Source organism: Hyphomonas pacifica (genome assembly GCF_000682675.1).
Classification (GTDB): Bacteria; Pseudomonadota; Alphaproteobacteria; order Caulobacterales; family Hyphomonadaceae; genus Hyphomonas; species Hyphomonas pacifica.
The window spans coordinates 1-23,699 of the sequence record NZ_AWFA01000036.1; the positions used below are offsets into that span (position 1 = coordinate 1).

Here is a 23,699-nt window from a genome sequence, read left to right on the forward strand (position 1 = left end):
ACTCTGGACCACTTTACTGGGGGCAGACCAGACGGCTCTCCCGGTGCAAGCGATTTGAGTCCTGATCGAACCGGTATTGGATGCCAACATCTACTGGCAACGACCCGCAACGTGACGGCATCGCCTCGTGCCCAGACGCACATGCCCTTGCGCTTCTCCACCATCCGGACATGCTTCCGCCGGGCGGCATGGCGAAGGGCCTGGACGACCTTGAAGACGACCGAATTGCGCAGCGTGGCATCCGTCGCGTCAAGTCGGCGCTCGATCATCACCCGCTCAGCGAGATCCCGGGTTGTGAGTTCGCCATCGACCTCAAGATGGCGCACACAGATATCGGTGAACAGCCGGATCGACGCATTTATATGAGCCAGGTCTTGCTTCGCCTGCGCGATCTGAGCCTGGTACGCCGTGATCCGCCCGTGGATCTCGGCGCGCTTGTCCTTCACGCACACCTTGGGTGTGCCTGCGCCTCCCAAAGGGAGAGAATGCTTCTGAGCGCAGTTAAAAAAGCTAATGGCTGATCGAGCATCAAATGGTGGCGCGCCTCAGGTACGGCGATTATCGGAATGTCACCGCCCCCTAGCTCGCGGATGTAGTCAGCCGAGTCCCTGGTGAAGAGCTGACTCTTTCCGCCATGAACGATGATCTTGCGGCCCGGCGCATTCACGAGTCGATGGCCGATTGTGAGCCATTCGTCGGACTTATTGCTTCGTCGGAATACCTCGGGTGAGAACTTCCATGTCCAACCGTCTCCGTCGCGTCGCATTGAATGATACGCCATGTAATCTAGGAGGAACGGCTCGCCGACTGGCTGGGGCGGAGAAAGGACGTATCTTTTGCGCGCCTCTTCATAGCTCGCATAGAGCCGGTTGGGCTTGTCAGGATCACCTGATCCCGGGCTTGAGCGGCGATGGTTCCAGTATTGATCGAGGAGCTCGGCTCGCATGACCATCAGATCGCAAATCACGACGCCGGAGAAAGCATCGGGCGACAGGGTCACGGCTGTCAGCGCTGCGCCCGCGCCGAAACTGTGCGCGATGATGGTGGGTTTGTGGCCATCTGTAAACAGATCGAGTGCCTCGGCAATCTCACCAAACTCGCGCCCCCTAGCCGCGGGATCGGCTTGCCCGCGCATCTCCGTGTCGCCCATGCCGGCGAGATCGAACGCCACCACGTCGTAATCTTCTGCGAGAAACGGAGCGATGAAGGCAAAGCAACGGGCGTGGGAGAGAAAGCCATGTGTCATAAGCACTTTCGGCTTTTTCCGGTCGCCCCAGCGGAAGTAGTGCGTCCTGGCACCGTCGATCTCAACATAACCTTCTTCGCGCGGCACCTTGAGGGCCGACACAAACCATTCCGGCAGATGCGAACCATCGCCGGCCCAGACAGGGTCGATGTCGTCGGGAAAATCTCCAATCTTGGACAATACGTTCATTTCGTTAAGTGTTCCTTGCTAGTGGGTTTGTCGATCACGAAGCCGCGATACCCCTCGTTCGCTACATCTTCGCAGAGTGCGACATAGCCAGACACGCTTGGAAAATTGATCAGTTGACGCGTCTTGCCCGGGATGTTTGCGCCCATGTACCAAGAATCCGCTTCGGGAAAGAGCGTCATCGCGCCTGCTTGGGCAACCATTTCGGTCCAGCCCGTTTCAGCTGCCGGATCGGCTTCGAAAAGATCGACACCATTTTCCCGCATCCAGACCAGAAAGTCGCAGATCCAGTCACCCTGTATCTCTGCGCTGGTCGGGCCGTTTGAGAAACCCGACGGGCTGAGTGGCCCGTATGTGAACAGCATATTGGGAAAGCCAGACACCGCCATTCCCAGATAGGCGCGTACTCTGTCTTCCCACGCATGGGACAGTGATAGGCTGTTCGTCCCCCTGATGTTCATATCGATCAGCCCGCCGCGCCCGGCATCGAAGCCGGTGGCGAAAACGATGAGGTCGCATTCCATCTCGCCGTCTTTGGTCGTAATAGCGTGCGGTCCGATCCGGATGATCGGAGTTGCCTTGAGATCGACCAGCGCGACATTGTCTTGCGCGAAAATTTCGTAATATCCCTGTTCAAGCGAAGGCCGCTTCGTGCCGAATGGATGCGGCGGTTCGGATGGGGCGAGTTTCTCGGCCAGATTGGGATCGGCGATCCTTGCGCGAACCTTGTCGCGCCAGAAATCGTAGGCGTGCCGGTTGGCTTCGCGGTTGGTAAGCAAGTCAGCGAAGTTGTGATACCAGAACCTGAGGCCGCCCTGTTGCCACAGATCTTCAAAGTGCGCGGTGCGCGCTTTCTCGTCAACTTCGAGCGCCGATACGTCTAGCGATTGGCATTCGAATCCTCCGCTCGTCTGCTTGCGCGTTTCGAAGATCGCGGCATAGCCCTTCTTGTCCCGTTCCTGGTCTTCTGCCGAAAGCTTCTTCTGCTGCATAGGCAGCGCCAGGATTGGTGTTCTTTGAAAGAGGGTCAGCTTCGATGCGGATTTGGCAGCTTCTTGCGCGACCTGCACACCACTTGCACCGGTGCCGATCAAGGCAACCTTACGTCCGCTGAGATCGACACCCTGCTGCGGCCAGCGCGCCGTGTGAAACCATTGGCCTTCGAAATCCTCAAGGCCGGGAAAATTGGGGACATACGGCTTTGATGCGAAACCAAGAGCGGGCAACAGGAACCGTGTCGAAACAGTTTTGTCGCTGTCGAGTTGCAGACGCCATTGCTTCGTCTCCTTCTCATAGTGCGCGCCTTTGACCCCAGACCCCATGCGCATCATGGGCCAAAGGTCGAGCGTATCGCAAACATGCCGGAAATACGCTCTGAGCTCTTCCCAACCGGGAAATCGCTCGCTCCAGGCCCATGATTTCCACACTTCAGGTATAGAGTACTCGTAAAGCGGAACCTGTGAATCCACTCGTGCGCCTGGATAGCAATTCCAGTACCAGATGCCGCCGGGCTGGGCCGCAGCATCCACCAGCAACACGTTGAATCCAGCGTCACGCAACTTGTGGAGCAGGTATATCCCGCTGAAGCCGGCACCGACGATTACAACGTCGTAATCAGGAGACTCCCGATGGCTCACGGTGCGACCGTCAAACGTTCGGCGATTGCTTTCGCCGTTGCATAGTCGGCCTTGCCGTTGGATGCACGCAGGGGTTTTTCCGTCGGATGTATGGCCTTGGGCGTTTTGTATCCTGCCAGTTGATCGCGCACATGGTCCTTGACAGCTTGCTCGTCGAACGGGACGCCGTGGTTGAGGTGGACGACGGCCGTGACGGCCTGGCCCCATTTTTCATCCGTTACACCTACGACCAGCGCTTCACCGATGGCGGGATGGGTCTTGAGCACTTCCTCGACTTCTTCTGGGTATACCTTCTCGCCAGCAGTGTTGATGCATACGCTGCCGCGGCCTAGCAGGGTAAGGCTTTCATCGGCCTCTACCCGGCACCAGTCACCCGGAATCGAATAACGCACGCCATCGATTGTGCGGAATGTCTTGGCGGATTTTTCGGGATCTTTGTAATATCCCATGGGGATGGCCCCCTTGCGGGCGATAAAGCCAGGCACGCCGCTTCCTGGTTCGACTTTCTGATCGTTTTCGTCGAAGACATCGCAGAATTCGCCAATCCCGAATTTCGCGGTGTTCGTACCGCCCTGAGCAGTCGTGACGGAGAGGCCGAAGCCGAGCCCTTCGGAGGCGCCGAAACTATCCATCAGCACGATTTGGGGAATATGCTTGCATAGACCGGCCTTAATCTCCTTGCTCCACATCACGCCGGACGAGATTATGGAGACGAGGCTCCTGGTATCCCAGCGGCCCGGGTTTTCTTCGAGCGCGCGAAGCATTGGCTTAGCAAAGGCATCGCCCACAATTGCGATGCTTTCCACCTGGTGCTTTTCGACCGTTTCCCACAATTCTGAAGCTTCGAAGGAAGGGGCCGTCAGCGTGACGATCGCGCCGCCCGACATGAGCGCACCTATCGCGGTGATGAAGCCCGTCCCGTGCATGAGCGGGCAGGCGGAGAGAGTGCGCCTGCCGGGCCCCTCTTTCTCGATCAGCGCAACATTTTCTTCCAGCGTCTGCGGAACCGAGCCCAGTAACTTCTGCGCGTCCAGCTGGGCCTTGCGCATGTCGTCGTGCCGCCACATCACGCCTTTCGGCATCCCGGTCGTGCCGCCGGTATAGATGAAGAGCAAATCGTCGGGTGAGCGTTCGATGCCGAGTGCCGATCCGTCCCCTTTTTCCGCCAGCGTCTCATAGGGACTCGCAAAAGACGCGATTTCGGAAGGGTCGCCAATTTCGACGAAAGTGTGAACCTTCTCGAGCCTATCCTTGAGTTCGACGATGCATTCGCGAAACTCCGAACTGTAAACAATCACTTCGCTGTCAGAATCGTGGAAAATGTAGAAAACTTCTTCGGCGCGATAGCGGTAATTGATGTTCACATGAGTCAAGCGCCCCTTAAAACAAGCCGCCATCAGCTCGCCATATTCGGGTCGGTTGCGCATGTAGAAGGCCACCTTGGCACCATCGCACGCTCCGCGTTGACGCAATGCGCGCGCGATATTATTCGAACGCGCGGACATTTCGGGCCAAGTGACGATCCGGTCGCCGTGTATCAGCGCCGGAGCGTCCTGAGGCATGGCGGGCTCGACAGCGTCGAGAATGTCACCGAGGTTCCAGTCGATCATTTTCCTTCTCCCTGCCGGACGGGGCAGCCAGTCTCGGACGCCCCCTCAACGAGTGTGTTACGCGGCCTTGATCCAGCCTTGCAGTGCTGCCGCCTCGGCCCGCACCGTTTCGGGTCCGCCAAGCACCTGCCGGTCGAATCCAATGCGTTTGAACCAGTAGTGGAGACCGATCAGGTCCGTGAATCCCATCCCGCCATGCACTTCGGTGGAAGTGCGGGCGACAAAGCGATGGACTTCGCCGGTGTGTGATTTCGCGTGGCAGGCGACGAGCGATGCCTCTGTCGGAACTGCGTCAAAGGCGTGGGCGGCGTACCAGACGAGCGAACGGCACGGTTCATGCCGCGCGGCCATCTCGGCGCACATGTGCTTTACGGCCTGGAAACTGCCGATAAGGCGACCAAACTGTTCGCGCTGGCCAGCATAATCGACAGCCTTTTCGATCATGGCCTGACCTGCGCCAAGACTGTCGGCGGCGAGGATCACACGCCCCGCAGCGCGCAGCCGGCCCACTGCAGCTCCCCCATCATCAGCCAGTGGTTCCGCTTCGGCCCCGTCAAACCGCAACTCCCCGACGCTGCGGGTCCGATCGATGGTCGTCAGCGCGATAGCCTTCAGGCCCGACGCCTTGGCACCGACAAGGTGCAGCCTGCCGCCGGAATCGGCGACGATGAAGGCATCGGCTCCTTCGAAATCGAGTGCGAACAGGGCGGTGCCGTTGAGCTTCCCGGCAGCAAAGGAAACCCCCGCGCCGTCGCGCACCTCGATTGTCTCGGAAATCGCGACACCAATACGCGCCTCGCCGCTCACGATCTTTGGCAGCCAGTGGGCCTTTTGCTCCTTGCTGCCTGCCTCGCTCAGCGCGATAGGCGTCAGAACATGACTGGCGAGAAAAGGTACTGGCGCGACCGCATAGGCGAGCTGTTCCGCAACTATGGCAGCGTCGAGAAGGGTCATGCCGAGGCCGCCATGCTCTTCCGGTACCAGCATCCCGGGAATTCCCAGGTCCTGGACGGCGCGGAGCACCTTGTCGCTAAGCGGATTGTCACGCTCGGTACATTCGCGGACATGATCGAGCGGGCAGGTATCCGCAAGACACCGCGCAACGGCATCGCGCAGCATCTGCTGGTCCTGAGAAAGTCCGAAATCCATTAGGCTGATCCCTGTTTGTGACGCGGCATGTCTGCGGTTGCTTTCGCCGCATCCGAAATCTTCGCCAGCTTCGGTTCGCGCGGCATTTCGAGGCCACGTTCAGCGATGATGTTCTTCTGGATCTGGGCGGTGCCGCCGCCGATGATGAGACCGAGCTGGAACATATAGTTCCATTGCCACGCCCCCCCTTCCCGCTCACGCGGGCTGTGGTGATAGAGAATGCCCAGTTCGCCCATGGCGTCGATTGCCAGCGCGGATATCTGGTGAGCGAGTTCGCAGCTTTGCAACTTGACGATCAGTTTCGCCATGCCGCCCGGCTCACCCCTGAGGCTGTTCGAAAGGATCCGCATCCCATTGTATTTCATCGCCGCCACTTCGGCCTGCAGTGCCACCAGCCGGTCGCGCAGTACCGGATTGTCGATCGCGCGACCCTGGCCCAAACGCTCTTCCTGCATCAGCGCGATCAGTGCCTCCAGCCGGTTTTCAAGCGCGTCGGGATCGCCCAGCATTCCGCGCTCATGGCCAAGAGTTGCGTTCGCCACGAACCAGCCCTGGCCCCGCTGGCCGACGATCTGATGCATGGGGACCCGGACATCGGTAAAGAACACTTCGTTGAATTCGGCATGACCGGTCATCGTCTTCAAGGGGCGAACCTCGATGCCCGGCGTGTCCATCGAAAAGATCAGGTAGGAAATGCCGCCATGCTTGGGCGCGTCAGGTTCGGTCCTGACCAAGCAGAAGATCATGTCGGCCTGCTTGGCGGTGCTGGTCCAAATCTTCTGGCCATTGACAACAAATTCGTCGTTCTCGATGTGCGCGCTGGTCTTGAGATTGGCGAGGTCCGACCCGGCACCGGGTTCGGAATAGCCCTGGCACCAGACAACATCGCCTTTCAACGTGGGTTCGATCCAGCGCCGTTTCTGTTCCTCGGTGCCGAGTTCGAGCAGGGTCGGCACAAACATCGAGATTCCCTGATTGGAAAGTCCGCCCGGCACCCTGGCCCGCGCAAATTCCTCTGCGATGATGCGCGATTGGAGAATGTCCGGCTCCGCTCCATAGCCGCCATACGCCTGCGGGATCGTTCGAGCGGTATACCCATGCTCGATCAACAGCTTCTGCCATTCGACCGCCTTGGACGAAGGTCGGGCCGCCCGGTCAGAAGAAGGCGGAGCAAGATGGCTGTGCGCTTCGATAAAGGCCCGCACCTGCTTGCGGAAGACATCGTATTCGGGTCCATATTCGAGATCCATGGCGCTTCTAACTTTCACTCAGGCGGAAAACAGGAAGGCGGAAGTCCTCACCGATCAGTTCGAACTCCACGACCACCGGAAGGTCGAGCGCAAGACGCTCGTGATCGCAACCAACCAGCCGCGTGGCCATGCGCACCCCCTCTTCCAATTCAACCACCGCAGCCACGAAGGGGATGTCGGCGGCAAAAGCCGGGTGGAGGGCCTGGTGGGTTACGGTCCAGGAAAACAACGTGCCCCTGCCGCTGCTGCGTTCCCAGGAAAATTCCGGCGAGCCGCACTTTGCGCACATATAGCGCGGCAAGTGGCGGAAGCTGCCGCAATCGCCGCAGCGCTGGAAATAGAGATGGCCGTCCTGGCACCTCTTCCAGAATTCCTGCTCAACCGGGTCTTGTGGGCGCGGTCGCGGCTTGGGTGGCACAATCTGCGCGGAGGGCCGCATTTTGGGGGGCAGATCGCTTTCGCTGCTCATGCAAACCTCCTGAGAATGGCGATGCTGCCGTCGCCTAGGTCGCCCCAACCGGTCACGAGGCCGGTCTGGGCTCCCGGCACCTGGCGCTCGCCGCAGTCGTGACGAAGCTGACGCACTGCCTCGACCACGTGGTTGAGGCCCCAGACATGCGCCTCACTGAGCAAGCCGCCATGGGTGTTGATCGGAAAGCGGCCACCCAGCTCAATCTGGCCGTTGGCGACGAATTCGGCCTGTCCGCCTGGTTCGCAATACCCCATCGCTTCCAGTTGCAGCAAGACGACATAGGTAAAGCAATCGTAGATCTGCAGGAAATCCATGTCCTCGCGCTTGACGCCAGCCATATCGAAAGCGCGCGGGGCGGCATAGCTAAGGCCGATCTTGAAGGGATCGGGCCGCGACGGGATGTCGTCGGCGGGATAGGGGTGGCCTTCCGCGGCACCGGCGATGCTGACGGGCACATGGGGCATATCCCTGGCCCGATCCATTCGCGATATGACAACCGCGCAGGCCCCATCGGTTTCAAGGCAGCAATCGTAAAGGCGGAAGGGCTCGGATATCCAGCGCGCTGAATGATAGGTTTCCGCGTCGAGTGCGCGCCCATAGGTAAAGGCGCGCGGATTCAACTGCGCGTGACGACGGCAGGCCAGCGCGACGGCCGCCATCGCATCCGCACCCACGCCGTAAAGTTTCGAGTGGCGGGTCGCCAGCCAAGCATACATCTGCACCGGCAGGAACACACCATAGGGGATGTAATAGCCCTGGATGGTATTGGTCAGCGTGTTCATGTTCATCGCCCGAGTGGGCGGGGCACCCGGCTTGGACCTGAGGGCGGAATAGCCGTTCCAACCGAGCGTGACCAACACGTGATCGCAAAGCCCGCTGGCAATCGCCATCGCAGCGTTCTGCAGCGCCGTCGTCGGGCTGGCGCCACCCATGTGAACGGTGGCCGCATAACGCAGCACATCAATGCCGAGATTGGCGGCCATTTCCTCCGAGGTCGTATAAATCGGCGGCGGCACCATGCCGTCGATATCGGAAGGTTTCAGGCCGGCATCCGCGATGGCGCGGCGCGAGGCTTCCAGCATCATGTCCACTGCAGTCCGTTCGGTGCCCTTCACGAATACGGTTTCGCCCACACCCGTTATGGCGGCCTTGTCGGCAAAGGATAAGGTCTGTGAAGCGCTCATACCGCGTCCCCGTCTTGCCGGAATTCAGGAATAGAATCTGGCATCAGCCAGCGCCCTTTCGGCCCCGTCGACAAGATCGCGCATGACCTCTGCCGCTGGACGGATCGAATGGATCAGACCGATTCCCTGCCCCGCGAAGCCGGGCATGATATCCTTGCGCTGAGCCTTGATGCCCGAAGCCATGACCGGCCCTGAAATCATCGACTGGTAAGGCATGGGAAGCGGTTCCTTGCCCGCCGCAACCCAGGCATCGGCCCATTTGTTGCGGATCATGCGCGCGGGCTTGCCGGTCATCGAGCGGCTGACGATGGTATCTGCATCGCCGCTTTCGGTGATTGCTTCCTTCTGGAACCGTTCGATGCCGGCTTCTTCGGTTGCCAGGAACGCCGTGCCGACCCACGCGCCCACAGCGCCCAGTATCATCGCCGCAGCGACTCCGCGGCCATCGGAAATTCCACCCGCTCCGATCACCGGAACCCGGTCCCCCACCGCATCGACCACTTGCGGAATCAGCGAGAAGGTTCCGATCGGGGAGTTGTGTCCGCCGCCATCGTGACCTTGCGCAACAATCATGTCGATACCGGAATCGACCACCTGTTGGGCATGTTTGACCTTGCCGATCACCGCCATGACCTTGGTGCCATTCGAATGAAGGCGGTCCATCCACGGTCCGGGATTGCCGAGGCCGGCGGCATAGACTGGCACCTTTTCCTCGATTACAACTTCCATCTGCGCCTCGAAAAACTCCCGCGAGAACAGCTGCGGCCCGCCCTTGCCCATTTCCGGCGCGCCAGCCGCGCGCATGGCCATTGCGGCATCCACTTCGGGCAGATCCTCGCGTTCCATGAAATCGCGGGTGAACTGCTGGTATTCGCCAAGCAATGCCATCGGGTTTTCGGGCACGGCGCCGCTTTGCGGGGCCGAACCGCGCCTGACGGAGGCAGGCAGAAGGGTATCGACCCCAAACGGTTTGTCGGTCAGCTCGCGGGTCTGGCGGATCCAGCTACGCAACTGGTCCGGCGAGCAGGCCGCAGCGCCAAGAACGCCAAGCCCCCCCGCATTAGATACTGCAGCCGCGAGCGCGGGGATACTGGCCCCGCCCATCCCGGCCAGAAGGATCGGGTACTCGATCCCGAGAATTTCGCAAATGTGGCTCTTGAGTGCCATCGTGTTACCTTCTCCAAATTGCGCCATCCACGGGCGCCTGTTATTTTACGTCTGCCCCCACTTGACCTTCTGGGACACAAGCTCAGGGCGTCTTTCTGCGAGATAGGAGGCGGAGCCCGCCACGAGACGAGCCATCGACTGCCGCGCTCCTTCGGCATCGCCCTTGCGCACAGCTTCAAGGACGCGGCGCAAGAAGCGCAACTGGACCGCACGCTCTTGCGCCGAATACCCCAGCGAGAGCGAAAATTCGCGGGTAAGCATGTGCAACGCGGAAGTCAGAAGGCCGAAAAGCGGATTGCCGCTGGCCCAGCCGAGCATATCGTGAAAACGGCGATTCAGTTCCTCGAACTGGCTGCTGGCTTCGTTGCGCTCCAGCTCTTTGAGGCAATCGGCAAGTGCGCTCAGATCACCCGTGGTCGCGCGCTGGGCGGCATAGGCTGCAACATTCGGAGCTATGGCTTCGCGCAGTTCGAGCAGGCCCCTGAGGTCTGCTTCCATGAATTGCAGGATGAGAGAAAGATTATTCGCAAAATCACCGGTCTGCGGGCGGGCGACCACCGGGCCGCCACTACGGCCCAGTTGAAGATGGATTACGCCCTGAAGCTCAAGGAAGCGGAGCGCTTCGCGCAAAGTCGCTCGAGCGACATCGTATCGCGCAAGCATTTCGTCCTCGCGCGCCAACCTGTCGCCCGCAACATGCGCCCCGGCTTCGATATCGCGTACGATGTCATGCGCAAGCGTGAGCGCGCGCTTGGCTTTCCTGGAATCATCGACCTTCGGTTGCATCTCCGGGAATCGCTCCTCTGATAAATCCTTATAAGGGTTTATCGGCGGATATGTCTAGAGTTTTCCTAAACAGTTCACAGTTTGACCGAATCTTGCAATAATCCTTATAAGCTTTATTGACCACGGCCTGCAAATTCCCTAACTATCCGCAAACGAGGTGAGTCTGCTTGCTGGGTATGGAGGACAAGACATGAGCATCGACACGATGGAGCTGGATACTGCCGAAAAAATCGCGGCCATGCCGATCGACGAAATCGATGTCTCTCGGCCGAGCCTTTTTCAGCAGGACACGATCGGCCTGTTCTTCGACCGGCTGCGCAAGGAGGAGCCAGTCCATTACTGCCGTGAAAGCCATGTCGGACCCTTCTGGTCGATCACCAAATTCGACGACATCATGGCCGTCGATACCAACCACAAAGTCTTTTCATCGGAGGCAAAGCTCGGCGGTATCGCCATCCAGGACATGCATAGTGTGGAAGGTGCGCTCGAACTTGAAATGTTCATCGCCATGGATCCTCCAAAGCACGACCAGCAACGCAAGGCCGTCACCCCCGCTGTGGCACCGTCCAACTTGCTGTTGCTCGAACCGACAATCCGCGAACGAGCGTGTCAGATTCTCGATGATCTACCGATCGGCGAGGAATTTGATTGGGTTGACAAGGTCTCGATCGAATTGACCACGATGACCCTTGCCACCCTGTTCGATTTTCCGTGGGAAGAACGCCGCAAGCTCACCCGCTGGTCTGATGTCACAACCGCTGCTCCTGAAACCGGCATCGTCGCATCGTACGAAGCGAGGCGCGAAGAGCTCATCGAGTGCGCGATGTATTTCAAGGGCCTGTGGGATCAGCGCGTCAATGAGCCGCCGAGGAACGACCTGATTTCCATGATGGCGCATGCCCCGGCGACAAAGGATATGCCTTTCCTCGAATTTCTGGGTAACCTCCTGCTGCTGATCGTGGGCGGCAACGACACCACGCGCAATTCAATCAGCGGCGGTGTGCTCGCCCTCAATCAGAACCCCGACGAATATCGCAAACTGAATGACGACCCATCGTTGATCACCAGCATGGTGCCGGAAATCATCCGCTGGCAGACGCCGCTGACTCACATGCGCCGCACCGCGCTTCAGGAATGGGAGATCGGCGGCAAACAGATCAAGAAGGGCGACAAGGTCGTGATGTGGTACCTGTCGGGCAACCGCGACGACACGGTTATCGACCAGGCCGACCGGTTCATCATTGACCGCAAGAATCCGCGCCATCACCTGTCATTCGGCTATGGCATCCATCGCTGCATGGGCAACAGGCTGGCAGAACTGCAGTTGCGGATCATCTGGGAAGAGATTCACAAGCGCTTCGCCAAGGTCGAAGTGACCGGCCAACCCGAGCGCCTGTATTCAACCCTTGTGCGTGGGATCACCAAGCTGCCGGTGCGGCTGCACGCCCGCTGATTTACCAAAGCAGAAATACGGAGTTTATGATGGTCAAAGTGACGTTCGTATCCAGCGATGGAACGCGGCGGGAAGTCGAAATTGCTGAGGGCGAAACAGCGCGCGAAGCGGCGCTTTTCAACGGCGTGCCGGGCATCGACGGCGATTGCGGCGGGGCCTGCGCCTGTGCGACCTGTCATGTCCATGTCGACCCGACCTGGATCGACAAGGTGGGTCGTCTGAAGGAAGGCGAAGCGGAGGCCGAACTCCTGCAATTTGCAGAAGGGGCCAGCGAATACAGTCGCCTCGCCTGCCAGATACCCATGGAAGCTGCGATGGAAGGTTTGGTTTTGCACGTTCCTGCGCAGCAGTACTGACCAGCCAGAGCGCGGCCTTGTCGTCCGAGTGGGGTGCCACGAATTTGATTTTTGAACGGAGGTTTCCGTGCCAACACAACTAGAATCCGATGTCCAGACGAGCGAAGACGCGTTTCGCACCGAAGTGCGGCAATTCCTCGCCACCAATTTCCCTGACGAACTCAAGGGCACGGGCAATATGATGGCCGGGCTCGACGGTCCGACCGACGAGAACCCTGTCCAGAAGAAATGGCGAGAAGCCGTGGGCGGGCGTGGTTGGGGCACGCCAACCTGGCCCAAGGAATATGGCGGGGGCGGACTGACCAAAGGCCAGGCCAGGATCATCGAGCATGAGTTCGCCAAGGTCGGCGCCTACAATCCGATCGGCGGAATGGGTGTGATGATGTTCGGCCCGACCTTGCTCGAATACGGCGACGAAAGGCAGAAGCTGGAGCATATCCCGCCAATCTGCCGTGGCGAAATTCGCTGGTGCCAGGGCTACTCGGAGCCGAATGCCGGATCAGACCTCGCAAACCTGCAGACCTTCGCGGTCGACAAGGGCGATCACTACCTCATTAACGGCCAGAAGACCTGGACCAGCGGTGGCCAGTGGGCTGACAAGTGCTTTGCCATCGTCCGCACCGACCGGTCAGACAAACACAAAGGTATCAGCTTCATGCTGATCGACATGGACGCACCCGGCGTTGAAGTCCGCCCGATCACAATGATCAGCGGAACCAGCCCGTTCTGCGAGACCTTCTTCACCGATGTGAAGGTGCCGAAGGAAAATCTCGTGGGCAAGGAAGGCCAGGGCTGGACTATCGGCAAGCGCCTGCTTCAGCACGAGCGCACGAACATTTCGGGCGGAGGGCGCCTCGCCGGCATGATGGGCCAGAGCCTTGGCGATATCGCCAAGAAATACTGCGAAACCGGCGGTGATGGCGCGCTCGTCAACAAGGTCCTGCGCGACAAGATCGCCGATCTTGAAATCCGCTGGAACAGCTTCCTGCTCACCGCGCGTCGTGCGGTCGAGGAAAGCAAAGCGCAAGGCGGCGTTTCAGAGATCAGTTCGGTTCTGAAAAAGGTCGGCACCAAGTTGGCCCAGGACCGCAGCGAGTTGCTGATCGAAATCCGCGGCTTTCAGGGCCTCGGCTGGGAAGGCGACGAGTTTGGCAATGACGAACTTGAGGATGTGCGCGGCTGGCTCTTCGGCAAGGCAGCGACGATCTATGGCGGTTCGACCGAAGTCCAGAACAACATCATTGCCAAGCGGGTGCTTGGCATGCTCGACCACCAGTAAGCGAGGGTAGCAAGGACAATGGCAGTTCTCAGCGAAGAACAGGAAATGCTGCGCAACATGGCGCGCGACTGGGCGACCAAGGAAAGCCCGGTATCCGAGTTCCGCAAAGTCCGCGCAGCAGGCCAACCGCAGGCCTACAACGCTGACGCCTATGCCGCGATGGCCGAAATGGGCTGGGTCGGGATCATCATTCCCGAGGCCCATGGTGGATCAGATTTCGGTTTCTTGTCGGCCGGCCTCGTGATCGAGGAACTCGGCAAAACGCTGACCGCAAGTCCGCTGGTGGCCACAACCATCGCGGCGAGCGCAATCCTGCTCGGCGGAAGCGACGCGCAGAAGGCCAAATGGCTTCCCAGGCTCGCCAGCGGCGAAACCGTGGCAACGCTGGCTGTCGATGAAGGAGCGCATTGCGATCCCTCCGCAATCGAGACCAGCGTTTCGGGCGGCAAGCTGACCGGCAAAAAGGCATTCGTGCACGAGGCGCATGGCGCCAGCCTCTTCGTGGTCGCAGCCAAGGACGGCCTATACCTGGTCGAAAAGGGCGATGGCGTTTCACTGACCACGCGCAAGCTCACCGATCAGCGCAGCCACGCCGATATCCAATTCGCTGGCGCTGCCGCCGAGAAGCTCGAGGGCGGAGGCGACAGTCTGCTTGGCGACGTGCTCGACCGGGCGCGCGTGCTTTCCGCTGCCGAAATGCTCGGCATGGCGCAAGCTGTGTTCGACACGACCCTCGACTATCTGAAGCAGCGTGTGCAGTTCAATCAGGTGCTTGCTACTTTCCAGGCGCTGCAACATCGCATGGCGGATCTGTTCGCCGACCTCACGCAGATGCGCTCCGCGGTCGAGGCGGGTTTACAGGCAGTCGACAGCGGTTTCGGAGTCGCGCGTGCAGCGACCATCGCCAAGGCCGAGGCAAATCGCGTACTGCACGCGATCAGCAATCAGGGTATCCAGCTGCATGGCGGCATCGGGATGACCGACGAATTCAATGTCGGCTTCTACCTCAAGCGTGCTCGCGTGCTCGAGGCGAGTTGGGGGTCGTCAAGCTACCTCAGGGACCGTTTTGCACGATTGTCCGGTTACTGACGACGAAGGTTTCTCGCCACTCGCAGCTTGCCGTCAGCCCACAATTTCGTAGGCCGGGCCGTAACCCGCGTCTTCGGGAATAGTGAGGACATTCTTCCCGTCTCGCTGAATGATTTCAGGCAGAACCGTTACGATATCGCGGGTTTCAGCCTGCGCCACGCAATCCGCTGCGCTCGCAGATTTGGCCAGCAGTTGCAGGTTCAAGCGTGTAGGAAATATAATGGTTCGCTCGCCGCTGGCTTCCATTTCCAACGCCTTGTGCGGCGAAAGCCATTCCGCATCGACGGTTTCGTATCCATCGCATGCGGCAATCTGGCGTTCGGGCGCGCGAACAACGAAGAAATGTGTGTCGAAGCGCTTGTGCATGAAGGTGGGCGTTATCCACCTCGCGAAATTGCTTAACCGATCGAGGCGTAGGTGCACACCGGCCTCGCGAACGACGTCAAGAAATTCGCGCTCCCCTCGCTCCACCGCTTTGCGGCTTTCAAGATCACATGTATCCTCGAACGCGCCGCCGTCACGATAATCGCCTAGCAGGATGCCGGCTTCCTCGTACGCTTCGCGGATCGCGGCAATCCGCAAAGTGCGCTGCGTATCGTCGAAAGTGCTCCAGCCCTCGCAATGATTAGCCCATTCGAGAGCTTCATCACCGGCCGAAGGCTTTCCTCCGGGAAATACCAGCGCGCCGGAGGCAAAATCGATCTGGTGATGGCGTTTGACCATCAGGACCTGAAACTCCGGCGCGTCGCGAAGTAGGAGCATGGTCGCCGCGGGGACGGGATCGACGGGCTTCTGCATGGTCATCAGTTTCTCCAGTAGTCTAGGTTCGGACCCAAACGATTTGTTGTAGCACAGGGCCATTTGCAGAGGCTACGCCGCTGGATTTGCATTCTCAAGGCCGTTTGCCCTGACACTGCCATCGGACGAAATGAACTCGTCGATTCAGGTGAAAAAGTTCTAAACCGCAAAACATCGCCTCAGCCGTCCGAATGCAGACGCAACGCAGCACTGGTATCTCACAGTTTGTTATTCGGCCTTCTCACTGAATTTGCGAACTTTGATTTGTTCAGCGCAATCCGCCAAGATTGACCAAATAAAATCCCACCCACAGTGACCGGCACCAATAATTCGCCATCAAATGACGTCTTCTGTTGCCCCGCCGGTAAGGGCGGCCGATCGTGCAGCATCCTCGCCGCGTCTTAACCGCGTGAGCGGCCATAGGAACAGCCGCGTTAGCTTTCTGACGACGTTGGCAACATCACTAGGGATCATGAAGACCGCTGGAATGACGACAAGCGTCAGGATCGTTGAAGAGGTCAACCCTCCAATGAGAAGCGCGCCGAGCGCGTTGCGCCACTCAGCTCCATCCGAGGTCGCCAATGCGACTGGCACCATGCCAAAGATTGCGGAAAAGGCAGTCATGAGAACGGGGCGAAGTCGTTCAGGACAAGCTTGAAGGATCGCGTTTCTTTCTGTCATTCCTTCCGCGATCAACTGGTTTGCGCGGTCGACGAGCAAGATGCCATTCTTCATCACGATCCCCATCAGTCCGATCAGGCCAATCTGTGCGAAGAGGGAGGATTCTAGTCCAAAGTAATATAGCCCGGCGAATGCTCCAGAGAAGCTGAGCGGCGCCGTTACCATGATCAGAAGCGGCTGTACGAAGGAATTAAATTGGCTCGCAAGCACCATGTAGAGCGCCAGCAAGGCGAGCAGTAACGCGAAGCCGATCGCGCCGGCGGTCTCCTGCATGCGTTCCGACATGCCGCCGACCGAGTAAGTGATGCCAGCCGGCGGTGGGTTGACTTCAAGCACCTTGATCAATGTGGTTGTCGCCTCACCCAGGGAAACACCGGTTGCAGAACTGGCAAGCACCGAGATCTTCCGGGCGCGGTCTGATCGATCAATTTGCGACGGGCCGGAAGCGAACTCAACACGTGAAACCGCTCCAATATCTACCAGTCGCCCGTCTGCACCGCGCACTTGAATGCGATCAAAATCCCGCACGCTTTCCCTCTGGTCTTCCTCCAGACGCAGGCGCACATCATATCGCTTTCCGCCCTCTTCAAAGGTTCCTGCATCGAGTCCGCCCAGGGCAATCCGGGCTGTATCCGCCAAGGCACGAGCGGAAACGCCCTGGTCCCCGGCCCGCGTTCGGTCAAACAGAATCTGTGCTTCCGGTCGACCGCTCTCGAAGCTGGTTCTGACATCAGCAAAATCAGGTCGGGCACGCATCTCACGCACGAGATGATCGCCATATTGCGCAAGGGAGTTGAGGTCAGATCCCTTTAACAACAAGTCGATGTCCGAGCTACCGGAGGTCGTCCCGCTGACCCACGGAACTTCAAGGACGGATATCTTAACCGCCTCAGGGGATGCAATGCGGATGGCTTTCCGCGCTTGGTCCATGATTTCAAACTGACCCGTTTGGCGCTCCTGTTTCGGTGTCAAGGAAGCGTATAGATCGATGACACGGGCGTCCGCTTGCGCGCCTGCCCCGATCGAGACGAACACTTCTTCAACGTGCTCGATCTTGCGGAGTTCAGCATCAATCTTTTGCGCGGCGTCGAGCGCAGAAACAACGCCAGTGCCCAGCGGCAGCTCGATCGAACCCTGAAACTCGCTCCTGTCGGCGCGCGAGGTAAAACCGGAAGGAACGCGAGCTGCATACCACGCACCGGCAAAAACCGAGGCACACGCAATAAGAATCACAACTATGCGAAATCGAACGGCCAGCTTTACGAGACCTGCATAGGCCCGGTCAGTTGAGTCCCAGAAGGCTTCGAGCGGCCGAAAGACGGGTGAAACGCCACTGGATGTGAGGATGCGCGATGCAAGCATTGGCGTGAGTGTCAAAGCAACGAGCAAAGAGACCGACACCGAAAACACGATCGTCAGACCGTATTGGAAAAAGAAGCGTCCGACGATGCCATCCATGAAGGCAATCGGAACAAAAACGGCAAGTGTGGCTGCTGTGCCTGCAACCACGGCAAGTCCCACTTTACGTGTACCGTCCAGCGCGGCCTCAAGCGGTGGCTTCCCCTCTTCCAGCTCTTTCATGATCGCTTCAATAACGACGATGGCGTCGTCTACGAGCAGTCCGATGGCAACGGTGAGTGCAAGCAGCGTCAGGACGTTGATCGAAAACCCCAGAAGATAAAAGCCAAAAAAAGTGGCCACAAGGGATGTCGGGATCGCCAGGGCCACGATGATCGTCGCTCTGAAATTCAGGAGGAAAACAAAGGTCACGGCAACGACAAGCCCGATGGCAATCACGACGTCATGGGTGACGTCCTCGATTGAGCTCTCGATAAATTTCGACACATCTCTTGTCGCGACAATCGTCACTCCGGCGGGCGCAAGCGCGCGCAAGTCTTCTGCGGCGGCCTTGACCTTGTGCGAGACCTCGACAGTATTCTGACCTGATTGTTTCCTGATATCGAGCGAGATACCTCGTCTGCCATTCAGGAATGCCGCTGAGCGCTCATCCTCCAGGCCGTCCTCCACGCGGGCAACATCAGAAATTCGGATTGTGACGCCATTTTCCCGATAGGCGACTGGCAAGTCTGCAAAGCCATTCGCAAGGGTAACTTCAGCGACAGTTTTGACACCAAACTCCCGCGTGCGGGCATCAGTTTCCATCCGCCCGCCGGGAAGCTTTGCATGCTCACTCTGGATCGCACGCCGTACATCATCCGCCGTGACGCCAAACGCCCTCAGTCGCTCATTGTCGAGCCAGATGCGCACCGCGCGCTCACGACCCCCGACCAATTTCACGGCGCCCACACCGTCGAGGCGTTGAAGACGTTCCTTGGCCACATCGTCGGCGAACGCAGTCAACTCGGCGATTGGCAGATCGCCGGCGATCATGACGGAGATGATCGGCGCCGCGTCCGGATCGACCTTGTCCACGATGGGTGGATCCATATCCGCAGGCAATTCTGCCAGGGCGACCTGCACTTTGTCCCGAACATCCTGGACCTTCTCGCGGGCATTGGAGCTCAGATTGAACTCGATCAGAATTTGTGCGCGCCCTTCACTGGAAAAGGATTGCAGCGTTTCAATTCCGTCGATCGTGTTGATGTACTCTTCCAGGATGTCGGTGACTTCCGACTCCATGGTTTCCGCAGAGGCCCCGTCCAGCGTCGCCGTCACATTGACATACGGAAATTCAACATCGGGAAACAAGTCAACGCCCAATCGTCCCATCGACATAAGGCCGAGGCCGACCAAGGATGCGATGAGCATCACGGCAAATACAGCGCGGCGGATCGAAATATCGACGAGCCACATCATGAGGGTGTGAGCTCAATCCTGACGCCGTCATACAGCGGCTCCGAGGCTGTCAGCACGACTGTTTCTCCGATCGTCAACCCGTCAAGAATCTCTACACGATCAGCATCGATGTCTGTGATTTTTACGGGACGACGCTTAGCTTGCGCGTTTGTGACAAGGTAGACGTATCGATCTTCGCCCGTACCTTGAATTGCTCTACGCGGCAGGACGGTGGCAGACCGGGGATCAACTTCGACCTCGGCGCGGACCGACTGCCCGGCTTTGACAGCGCAATCGGGGTTCGCAAATGCCATGCGGAATTCTACCATCCGCGAAGTCGGATCAACTCGGTCGTTCAAGATGAGGATCTGTGATTCTATCGGATCACTGCGGCCATCGACGTAGAGATGACCTTTCAAGTCGAGCCGCAAACGCGCGAGCTCGGACTCAGGCGCAAACAAGATCGCCGCAGCAATCCCGCACTCCTGAACCTGAACAACGGCGGAGTTGCCCATTCCGGAGAAGCGGTTGGCCATGAACACGCCCTCATCGATATAGCGAGCTGTGATGGCGCCATCGAATGGCGCGCGGACTGTTGTATCCCCGAGCGCCTGCTTGGCGGTTTCCACTTTTGTCTCCCCGAGTCGCAGGTTGGCGCCGGCAACCTCCAGGGCGGTTTTGGCATCGTCAAAGACCACAGGGGACACGACGCCTTTGGTTTCCAGTGGCGTGTAGCGGTCCACGAGTGTCTGTGCGCGTCTAACTTCGGCCAGGGCAACGTCCCGCATTGCTTCGGCTTCGACGAGGCTGCGCTGATAATCGACCTGCCGGGTTCTAAAGAGCGGGTCGCCCTTACGAACCCTGTCACCCACCCGGACGAAAATCTGTTCAACGACCCCCTCCGCCAACGCGCCGATATTGCTGGTTTGCTTGGCGGCAATGGTCCCGGATGCAATCAAATAGTCGTCCCGCATGACCGTTTCTGCGGATACCGTTTCAACCTGGACAACCCGGGTCTCGACTTCAGCGGTAACGCCGGCCGCCGCAGGGACGGCTTGCCCTTCAGGCTCTGCGTCCCGGCATCCCGAGACCAGAATCAAAATCACGCAGAGAGAGAGCGTCGTGCGAATCCTCACGAACGCCCCTGCATCAGGTAGGCGCCGCGCCCGCTCGAAAGCAGGGCTCCGTCGGCGTTCATTACAGTTGCTTCGGCGACAGAGAGAGTTGCCCCAAGACGGACAATTCTTCCCGTTACACTCAGCGTTCCTGGCGTGGCCGGTTTGTGATAATCGACCCGCAAGTCCGCCGTCGCGGCAGGCATGTTACCCGAGGCGAGCAGGGCGTAAAATCCGGTAAGATCAATCAGCGCAGCGATGACACCGCCATGGGCGGATTGTATCCGCGGATTGGAAACCACTTCCTCTCGCCATGGCATTTCCAGCACCAGCTTTTCCGGGTCCGTGCTGATCGCCTTCAACCCTAACCAACGATGGAAGGGTGCCGCTTCGAGTGCAGCCTGCACCTGTTCCAGACTGAGCATGGAATCACTCATACAGGGGTCTGCTCTCGTATCGTTCGAAGAAAGGACACAACCGCTTCGATGAACACATCGTTGCGATCGCCGGCCACCATATGTCTTGCGCCTGCAACGTCAGTGTAATGTGCCTGTGGCGCGAGGGATCTAAACGCCGCGACGGAGTCTTCTGAAACCAGCTCGCTCATACGCCCACGAATGAGATGAAGCGGCACACGGATGTCCCGAACCGCTTGCTCCAGATCACCGGTGTGAGCAACTCCGGAGCGGCGCATGACGCCGGTGATAAAAGCAGGGTCCCAGTGCCATCGCCAACGCCCATCTTCGCCCTGCCGAAGGTTCTTGCGTAGCCCTTCAAGGTCTTTCGGCCTGGGACGGTGTGGTAGGTAGGTGGCAATCACATCAGCGGCCTGTTCCAGTGAGTCAAAGCCTTCGTGAACATGCGCGCCCATGAACCCGACAACCTTGGTGACACCCGCGGCGTCCATGTTCGGCGTAATGTCGACCAGCGTAACCGATTCAAACGCATCGCGTGACAACATGCCTGCGGCAACTATGGCTGCTAGTCCGCCAAGCGAAGCGCCGACCACATGCGGTCGCGTACCACCACGCGCCACGTGTTCACCAACCTTAATAAGGTCCCGCGCGATAGCTTCCAGAGAGTAATCACCATCTGCAGCCCAATCACTTTCACCGTGTCCGCGAAGATCCAAGGCAATAGAGCGATAGCCTTCAAATGCCACCGTCTTTGCGGCGCCGCTCCAGGCGTGGCGGGTTTGCCCTCCGCCATGGGCAAAGATCACCGGCGGGGCGGCTGGATCGCCAAAAGAACTGAGCGCCAGTTTCAACCCTTGTGCATGAAGATACCCGTCACGACTGCTCAAAATACCCATCCGCTTTGGCTACTTGTAAGGATACTCTTATTAAGTTACCTTATAAATATCGTCAATGGAGAAACGTATGACGTCGCCCACTCGGTCGCCCGCTGCCGTCCTTCAAGGAGATCCCAGAATAGATTTCAGCTTCCTTCTTGGTGACGTCACCCGCCTAGTGCGCCGGGCATACGATCAGGAAATGGCAGCGATTGGCCTGACGCGATCACAGTGGCACCTGCTTGTTTACGTGATCAGGCTGCAGAGCCCGACCCAGACGCAACTTGCGGAAGCACTCGATATTGCGCGTCCATCTGTCGGCACGCTGATCGATCATCTCGAAACCACAGGTTACGTCTCACGTGTGCGCGATGCTGGCGACCGACGTGTCTGGCGGATTATTCCGACCCGTTTGGCGATCCAGCGCGCAGAAGAGTTTGCGCGAGCGGCCGAGCGTGTTGCATCGCAAGCCTTCGACTCGGTCGCGCGCAATGATCTGACCAAAGCAACGGCTTTGCTTTTGACAATTAGCGACAATCTGAAGTCCTGACTCGTCTTTGGCCGGACTGAAATGAGGAACTCCCGCGAAAGTCGCGGATCGGCACACAAACGAAACACTGCGGCACCTGACCCGCCACTGAGTTTCTGTCCGAAGGGGAATGGCGTTTTTCGGCGTCAAACCCCGAGCAATTGCTGGTCAAATGTCGCGTTTGGGCCAATCCAGCTCTGATGGCCAGAACATTACGACCGGCTGGTTCGCTCAACAAGCGCCGTTACGCCCAAGGGTGGAAGGCTGCTCGATTTCAAACTGAGGCACAACCGAACTGAGACCCACAAGGGCGGACATTCTCAGGAACAATTGGTTGAGGCAGCGACATGATCCTTCGGGAACATTCTTGGATGCGGCAATACGTCGGCCATCTCGGTTGTCGCTCATCACGACGTCGACCGCTTTCGGATCTGCAGATGCCGATCCCTCGTTTCCAATTGCTCCCCCCCTTACCGCCGCGGCGGCGACTCGACTTTTCATGGGCGGTGTGAAGGCAACCTGGCCTACCTATCGATATCCCGTGTATCGCGACCTCCAATCTTCCGCGCGACCTGCCCGATGAAATGATCGAACCGCTTCTGGCCGAGGGCATGGGCGATGTCGCGTTCGCCTTCCGGGATCGGTTCGGTGCGGGTCAGCCAATAGTAGATGTAGTGGGCGAGCGTCTCATAGGTGTAGGCGACATCGCGTTCGATCTCGGCCTGTCTGCGATCAAAGGCATCAACCCTTGCCAGCAGCCGTTCTTCCAAAACCGAGCGCGCCTCGGGGTCGAACCAGGCCCTGAGCGCATCCTCGACGATGGCGGTCTTGGTCGCTCCGGGCCTGTCGGCCGCCTCGCAGAGCTGGGCATAGAGCTTTGTTGAAATCCGTATGTTGACGCGTGGTTTGCCCATGGGATCAGAACTCCGGCAGGAAATCAGGATCACCTCGATCGGCGGCGACGGCGCGCCGGACGGTTTCGAGGTTGCGGTCATCGGACGGATCGGCGCCGTCCTGCGGATCCGGTGACAATTCGTGCTCAGGTTCCGCATGATGAGCCTCAGCCGTGATTTCATGTTCCGGCTCGCGGGTGCGTTTCAGCGCGAGGCCGTCTGTCTCACCGGGAAACGGTTCTGCTGCTTCGTCAACGACCGAAGCGGCAATACGTGTCGTCCAGGCGGCGGCGGGGGCATCGCCGGTCCATTCGATGGATGCGGGCGGCAAGACACGCCGGGTGAAATTTCCGTCCTCATAATAGCGCAGCTTTTTCGCCAAAACAGGCGGTGCTCCCGACGCCATGACGATCTCGTCGGTCGATGCGAGCTGCATGACTTCGCCGGGCGTCACCAGCGCGCGCTGGGTTTCCTGGCGCGAGACCATCATGTGTGACAGCCAGGGCGCGAGCCGGTGGCCGGTATAGTTCTTCTGTGAGCGGAGTTCCGTCGTCGTGCCGAGGGCATCGGAGACCCGCCGTGCGGTGCGCTCATCATTGGTCGCGAAGGCGATGCGCACATGGCAATTGTCGAGGATCGAATTGTTCGGCCCGTAGGCCTTCTCGATCTGGTTCAGCGACTGGGCAATGAGATAGGCGCGGATGCCATAGCCCGCCATGAAGGCGAGCGCGC

Annotated in this window: 22 protein-coding genes; 5 read left to right on the forward strand and 17 right to left on the reverse strand. The window is 59.1% G+C overall.

The features are described from left to right. The 10 genes from HY2_RS11770 to HY2_RS11815 all read right to left on the reverse strand — a co-directional run. Window positions 1-476 (reverse strand): hypothetical protein (locus tag HY2_RS11770; RefSeq protein ID WP_199285704.1); only part of this gene is annotated, 476 nt, incomplete at its 3' end. After that, complete coding sequence (locus HY2_RS11775; RefSeq protein ID WP_034827876.1) at window positions 443-1,435, reverse strand: alpha/beta fold hydrolase; 993 nt, start codon at window positions 1,433-1,435, stop codon at window positions 443-445. The genes HY2_RS11770 and HY2_RS11775, both read right to left, overlap by 34 nt. After that, window positions 1,432-3,069, reverse strand: a complete 1,638-nt coding sequence (locus HY2_RS11780; RefSeq protein WP_034827878.1) for a flavin-containing monooxygenase — start codon at window positions 3,067-3,069, stop codon at window positions 1,432-1,434. Before HY2_RS11780 ends, HY2_RS11775 begins: the two co-directional genes overlap by 4 nt. Further along, complete coding sequence (locus HY2_RS17615) at window positions 3,066-4,679, reverse strand: acyl-CoA synthetase (protein ID WP_034827879.1); 1,614 nt, start codon at window positions 4,677-4,679, stop codon at window positions 3,066-3,068. Before HY2_RS17615 ends, HY2_RS11780 begins: the two co-directional genes overlap by 4 nt. Window positions 4,680-4,736: 57 nt before the next feature. Next, a complete protein-coding gene (locus tag HY2_RS11790; protein WP_034827880.1) occupies window positions 4,737-5,828 on the reverse strand; it encodes an acyl-CoA dehydrogenase family protein in 1,092 nt (363 codons plus the stop codon). Next, window positions 5,828-7,078, reverse strand: coding sequence for an acyl-CoA dehydrogenase family protein (locus tag HY2_RS11795; protein WP_034827881.1), 1,251 nt, complete (start codon window positions 7,076-7,078; stop codon window positions 5,828-5,830). Before HY2_RS11795 ends, HY2_RS11790 begins: the two co-directional genes overlap by 1 nt. Before the next feature lie 7 nt (window positions 7,079-7,085). Further along, entirely contained in the window at window positions 7,086-7,547 is a 462-nt protein-coding gene (locus tag HY2_RS11800) for a Zn-ribbon domain-containing OB-fold protein (protein ID WP_034827882.1), read from the reverse strand. After that, the gene (locus HY2_RS11805; RefSeq protein WP_034827883.1) at window positions 7,544-8,734 is read right to left on the reverse strand and encodes a thiolase C-terminal domain-containing protein; all 1,191 of its coding nucleotides are present in this window, start codon (window positions 8,732-8,734) and stop codon (window positions 7,544-7,546) included. The genes HY2_RS11800 and HY2_RS11805 overlap by 4 nt, the downstream gene beginning before the upstream one ends. Before the next feature lie 24 nt (window positions 8,735-8,758). Beyond that, complete coding sequence (locus tag HY2_RS11810) at window positions 8,759-9,901, reverse strand: NAD(P)H-dependent flavin oxidoreductase (RefSeq protein WP_034827897.1); 1,143 nt, start codon at window positions 9,899-9,901, stop codon at window positions 8,759-8,761. Window positions 9,902-9,946: 45 nt separating this feature from the next. Then, on the reverse strand, window positions 9,947-10,687 hold the full coding sequence (locus tag HY2_RS11815) for a FadR/GntR family transcriptional regulator (protein ID WP_034827884.1): 741 nt from the start codon (window positions 10,685-10,687) through the stop codon (window positions 9,947-9,949). 190 nt (window positions 10,688-10,877) lie between these two features. On the opposite strand from HY2_RS11815, the gene HY2_RS11820 reads away from it, so the two are divergent. The 4 genes from HY2_RS11820 to HY2_RS11835 all read left to right on the forward strand — a co-directional run bounded on the left by HY2_RS11820 (window position 10,878) and on the right by HY2_RS11835 (window position 14,864). Continuing rightward, a complete protein-coding gene (locus HY2_RS11820; RefSeq protein WP_034827886.1) occupies window positions 10,878-12,140 on the forward strand; it encodes a cytochrome P450 in 1,263 nt (420 codons plus the stop codon). 29 nt (window positions 12,141-12,169) lie between these two features. Beyond that, window positions 12,170-12,496 carry a 2Fe-2S iron-sulfur cluster-binding protein gene (locus HY2_RS11825; RefSeq protein ID WP_034827898.1) on the forward strand — a complete coding sequence of 109 codons (327 nt, stop codon included), beginning with the start codon at window positions 12,170-12,172 and terminating at the stop codon, window positions 12,494-12,496. 67 nt (window positions 12,497-12,563) lie between these two features. Next, a complete protein-coding gene (locus HY2_RS11830; RefSeq protein ID WP_034827888.1) occupies window positions 12,564-13,775 on the forward strand; it encodes an acyl-CoA dehydrogenase family protein in 1,212 nt (403 codons plus the stop codon). A gap of 18 nt (window positions 13,776-13,793) precedes the next feature. Then, window positions 13,794-14,864 carry an acyl-CoA dehydrogenase family protein gene (locus HY2_RS11835; protein WP_034827890.1) on the forward strand — a complete coding sequence of 357 codons (1,071 nt, stop codon included), beginning with the start codon at window positions 13,794-13,796 and terminating at the stop codon, window positions 14,862-14,864. Window positions 14,865-14,897: 33 nt separating this feature from the next. Here HY2_RS11835 and HY2_RS11840 read toward each other — a convergent pair whose 3' ends face one another. The 5 genes from HY2_RS11840 to HY2_RS11860 form a co-directional block, all read right to left on the reverse strand. Further along, window positions 14,898-15,668 carry an NUDIX hydrolase gene (locus tag HY2_RS11840; protein WP_206741025.1) on the reverse strand — a complete coding sequence of 257 codons (771 nt, stop codon included), beginning with the start codon at window positions 15,666-15,668 and terminating at the stop codon, window positions 14,898-14,900. A 330-nt stretch (window positions 15,669-15,998) separates the two neighbouring features. Then, window positions 15,999-19,157 (reverse strand): efflux RND transporter permease subunit, encoded by a 3,159-nt coding sequence (locus HY2_RS11845; RefSeq protein WP_241762408.1) that lies wholly within the window; start codon window positions 19,155-19,157, stop codon window positions 15,999-16,001. After that, entirely contained in the window at window positions 19,157-20,275 is a 1,119-nt protein-coding gene (locus HY2_RS11850; RefSeq protein WP_084397053.1) for an efflux RND transporter periplasmic adaptor subunit, read from the reverse strand. The genes HY2_RS11845 and HY2_RS11850 overlap by 1 nt, the downstream gene beginning before the upstream one ends. Next, window positions 20,272-20,691 carry a PaaI family thioesterase gene (locus tag HY2_RS11855; RefSeq protein ID WP_034827893.1) on the reverse strand — a complete coding sequence of 140 codons (420 nt, stop codon included), beginning with the start codon at window positions 20,689-20,691 and terminating at the stop codon, window positions 20,272-20,274. Before HY2_RS11855 ends, HY2_RS11850 begins: the two co-directional genes overlap by 4 nt. Continuing rightward, window positions 20,688-21,557, reverse strand: coding sequence for an alpha/beta fold hydrolase (locus HY2_RS11860; protein ID WP_034827901.1), 870 nt, complete (start codon window positions 21,555-21,557; stop codon window positions 20,688-20,690). The genes HY2_RS11855 and HY2_RS11860 overlap by 4 nt, the downstream gene beginning before the upstream one ends. A gap of 76 nt (window positions 21,558-21,633) precedes the next feature. On the opposite strand from HY2_RS11860, the gene HY2_RS16845 reads away from it, so the two are divergent. After that, window positions 21,634-22,095: a MarR family winged helix-turn-helix transcriptional regulator gene (locus HY2_RS16845; RefSeq protein ID WP_158085622.1), complete on the forward strand. Its 462-nt coding sequence runs from the start codon at window positions 21,634-21,636 to the stop codon at window positions 22,093-22,095. Window positions 22,096-22,598: 503 nt separating this feature from the next. Here the strand turns inward: HY2_RS16845 and HY2_RS11870 are convergent. Both HY2_RS11870 and HY2_RS17620 read right to left on the reverse strand, forming a co-directional pair. Continuing rightward, a complete protein-coding gene (locus HY2_RS11870; protein WP_034827895.1) occupies window positions 22,599-22,988 on the reverse strand; it encodes a hypothetical protein in 390 nt (129 codons plus the stop codon). Between the two features lie 4 nt (window positions 22,989-22,992). After that, window positions 22,993-23,699, reverse strand: a 707-nt coding sequence (locus HY2_RS17620) for a type IV secretory system conjugative DNA transfer family protein (RefSeq protein ID WP_034827904.1), incomplete at its 5' end; no start/stop codon positions are given.

Bases quoted from the DNA above. Each gene is read 5' to 3' on its own strand.
- HY2_RS11775 (WP_034827876.1), bottom strand. From the start codon at position 1,435: ATGAACGTATTGTCCAAGATTGGAGATTTTCCCGACGACATCGACCCT.
- HY2_RS17615 (WP_034827879.1), bottom strand. From the start codon at position 4,679: ATGATCGACTGGAACCTCGGTGACATTCTCGACGCTGTCGAGCCCGCC.
- HY2_RS11790 (WP_034827880.1), bottom strand. From the start codon at position 5,828: ATGGATTTCGGACTTTCTCAGGACCAGCAGATGCTGCGCGATGCCGTT.
- HY2_RS11795 (WP_034827881.1), bottom strand. From the start codon at position 7,078: ATGGATCTCGAATATGGACCCGAATACGATGTCTTCCGCAAGCAGGTG.
- HY2_RS11800 (WP_034827882.1), bottom strand. From the start codon at position 7,547: ATGAGCAGCGAAAGCGATCTGCCCCCCAAAATGCGGCCCTCCGCGCAG.
- HY2_RS11805 (WP_034827883.1), bottom strand. From the start codon at position 8,734: ATGAGCGCTTCACAGACCTTATCCTTTGCCGACAAGGCCGCCATAACG.
- HY2_RS11810 (WP_034827897.1), bottom strand. From the start codon at position 9,901: ATGGCACTCAAGAGCCACATTTGCGAAATTCTCGGGATCGAGTACCCG.
- HY2_RS11815 (WP_034827884.1), bottom strand. From the start codon at position 10,687: ATGCAACCGAAGGTCGATGATTCCAGGAAAGCCAAGCGCGCGCTCACG.
- HY2_RS11820 (WP_034827886.1), top strand. From the start codon at position 10,878: ATGAGCATCGACACGATGGAGCTGGATACTGCCGAAAAAATCGCGGCC.
- HY2_RS11825 (WP_034827898.1), top strand. From the start codon at position 12,170: ATGGTCAAAGTGACGTTCGTATCCAGCGATGGAACGCGGCGGGAAGTC.
- HY2_RS11835 (WP_034827890.1), top strand. From the start codon at position 13,794: ATGGCAGTTCTCAGCGAAGAACAGGAAATGCTGCGCAACATGGCGCGC.
- HY2_RS11840 (WP_206741025.1), bottom strand. From the start codon at position 15,668: ATGACCATGCAGAAGCCCGTCGATCCCGTCCCCGCGGCGACCATGCTC.
- HY2_RS11845 (WP_241762408.1), bottom strand. From the start codon at position 19,157: ATGTGGCTCGTCGATATTTCGATCCGCCGCGCTGTATTTGCCGTGATG.
- HY2_RS11855 (WP_034827893.1), bottom strand. From the start codon at position 20,691: ATGAGTGATTCCATGCTCAGTCTGGAACAGGTGCAGGCTGCACTCGAA.
- HY2_RS16845 (WP_158085622.1), top strand. From the start codon at position 21,634: ATGACGTCGCCCACTCGGTCGCCCGCTGCCGTCCTTCAAGGAGATCCC.
- HY2_RS11870 (WP_034827895.1), bottom strand. From the start codon at position 22,988: ATGGGCAAACCACGCGTCAACATACGGATTTCAACAAAGCTCTATGCC.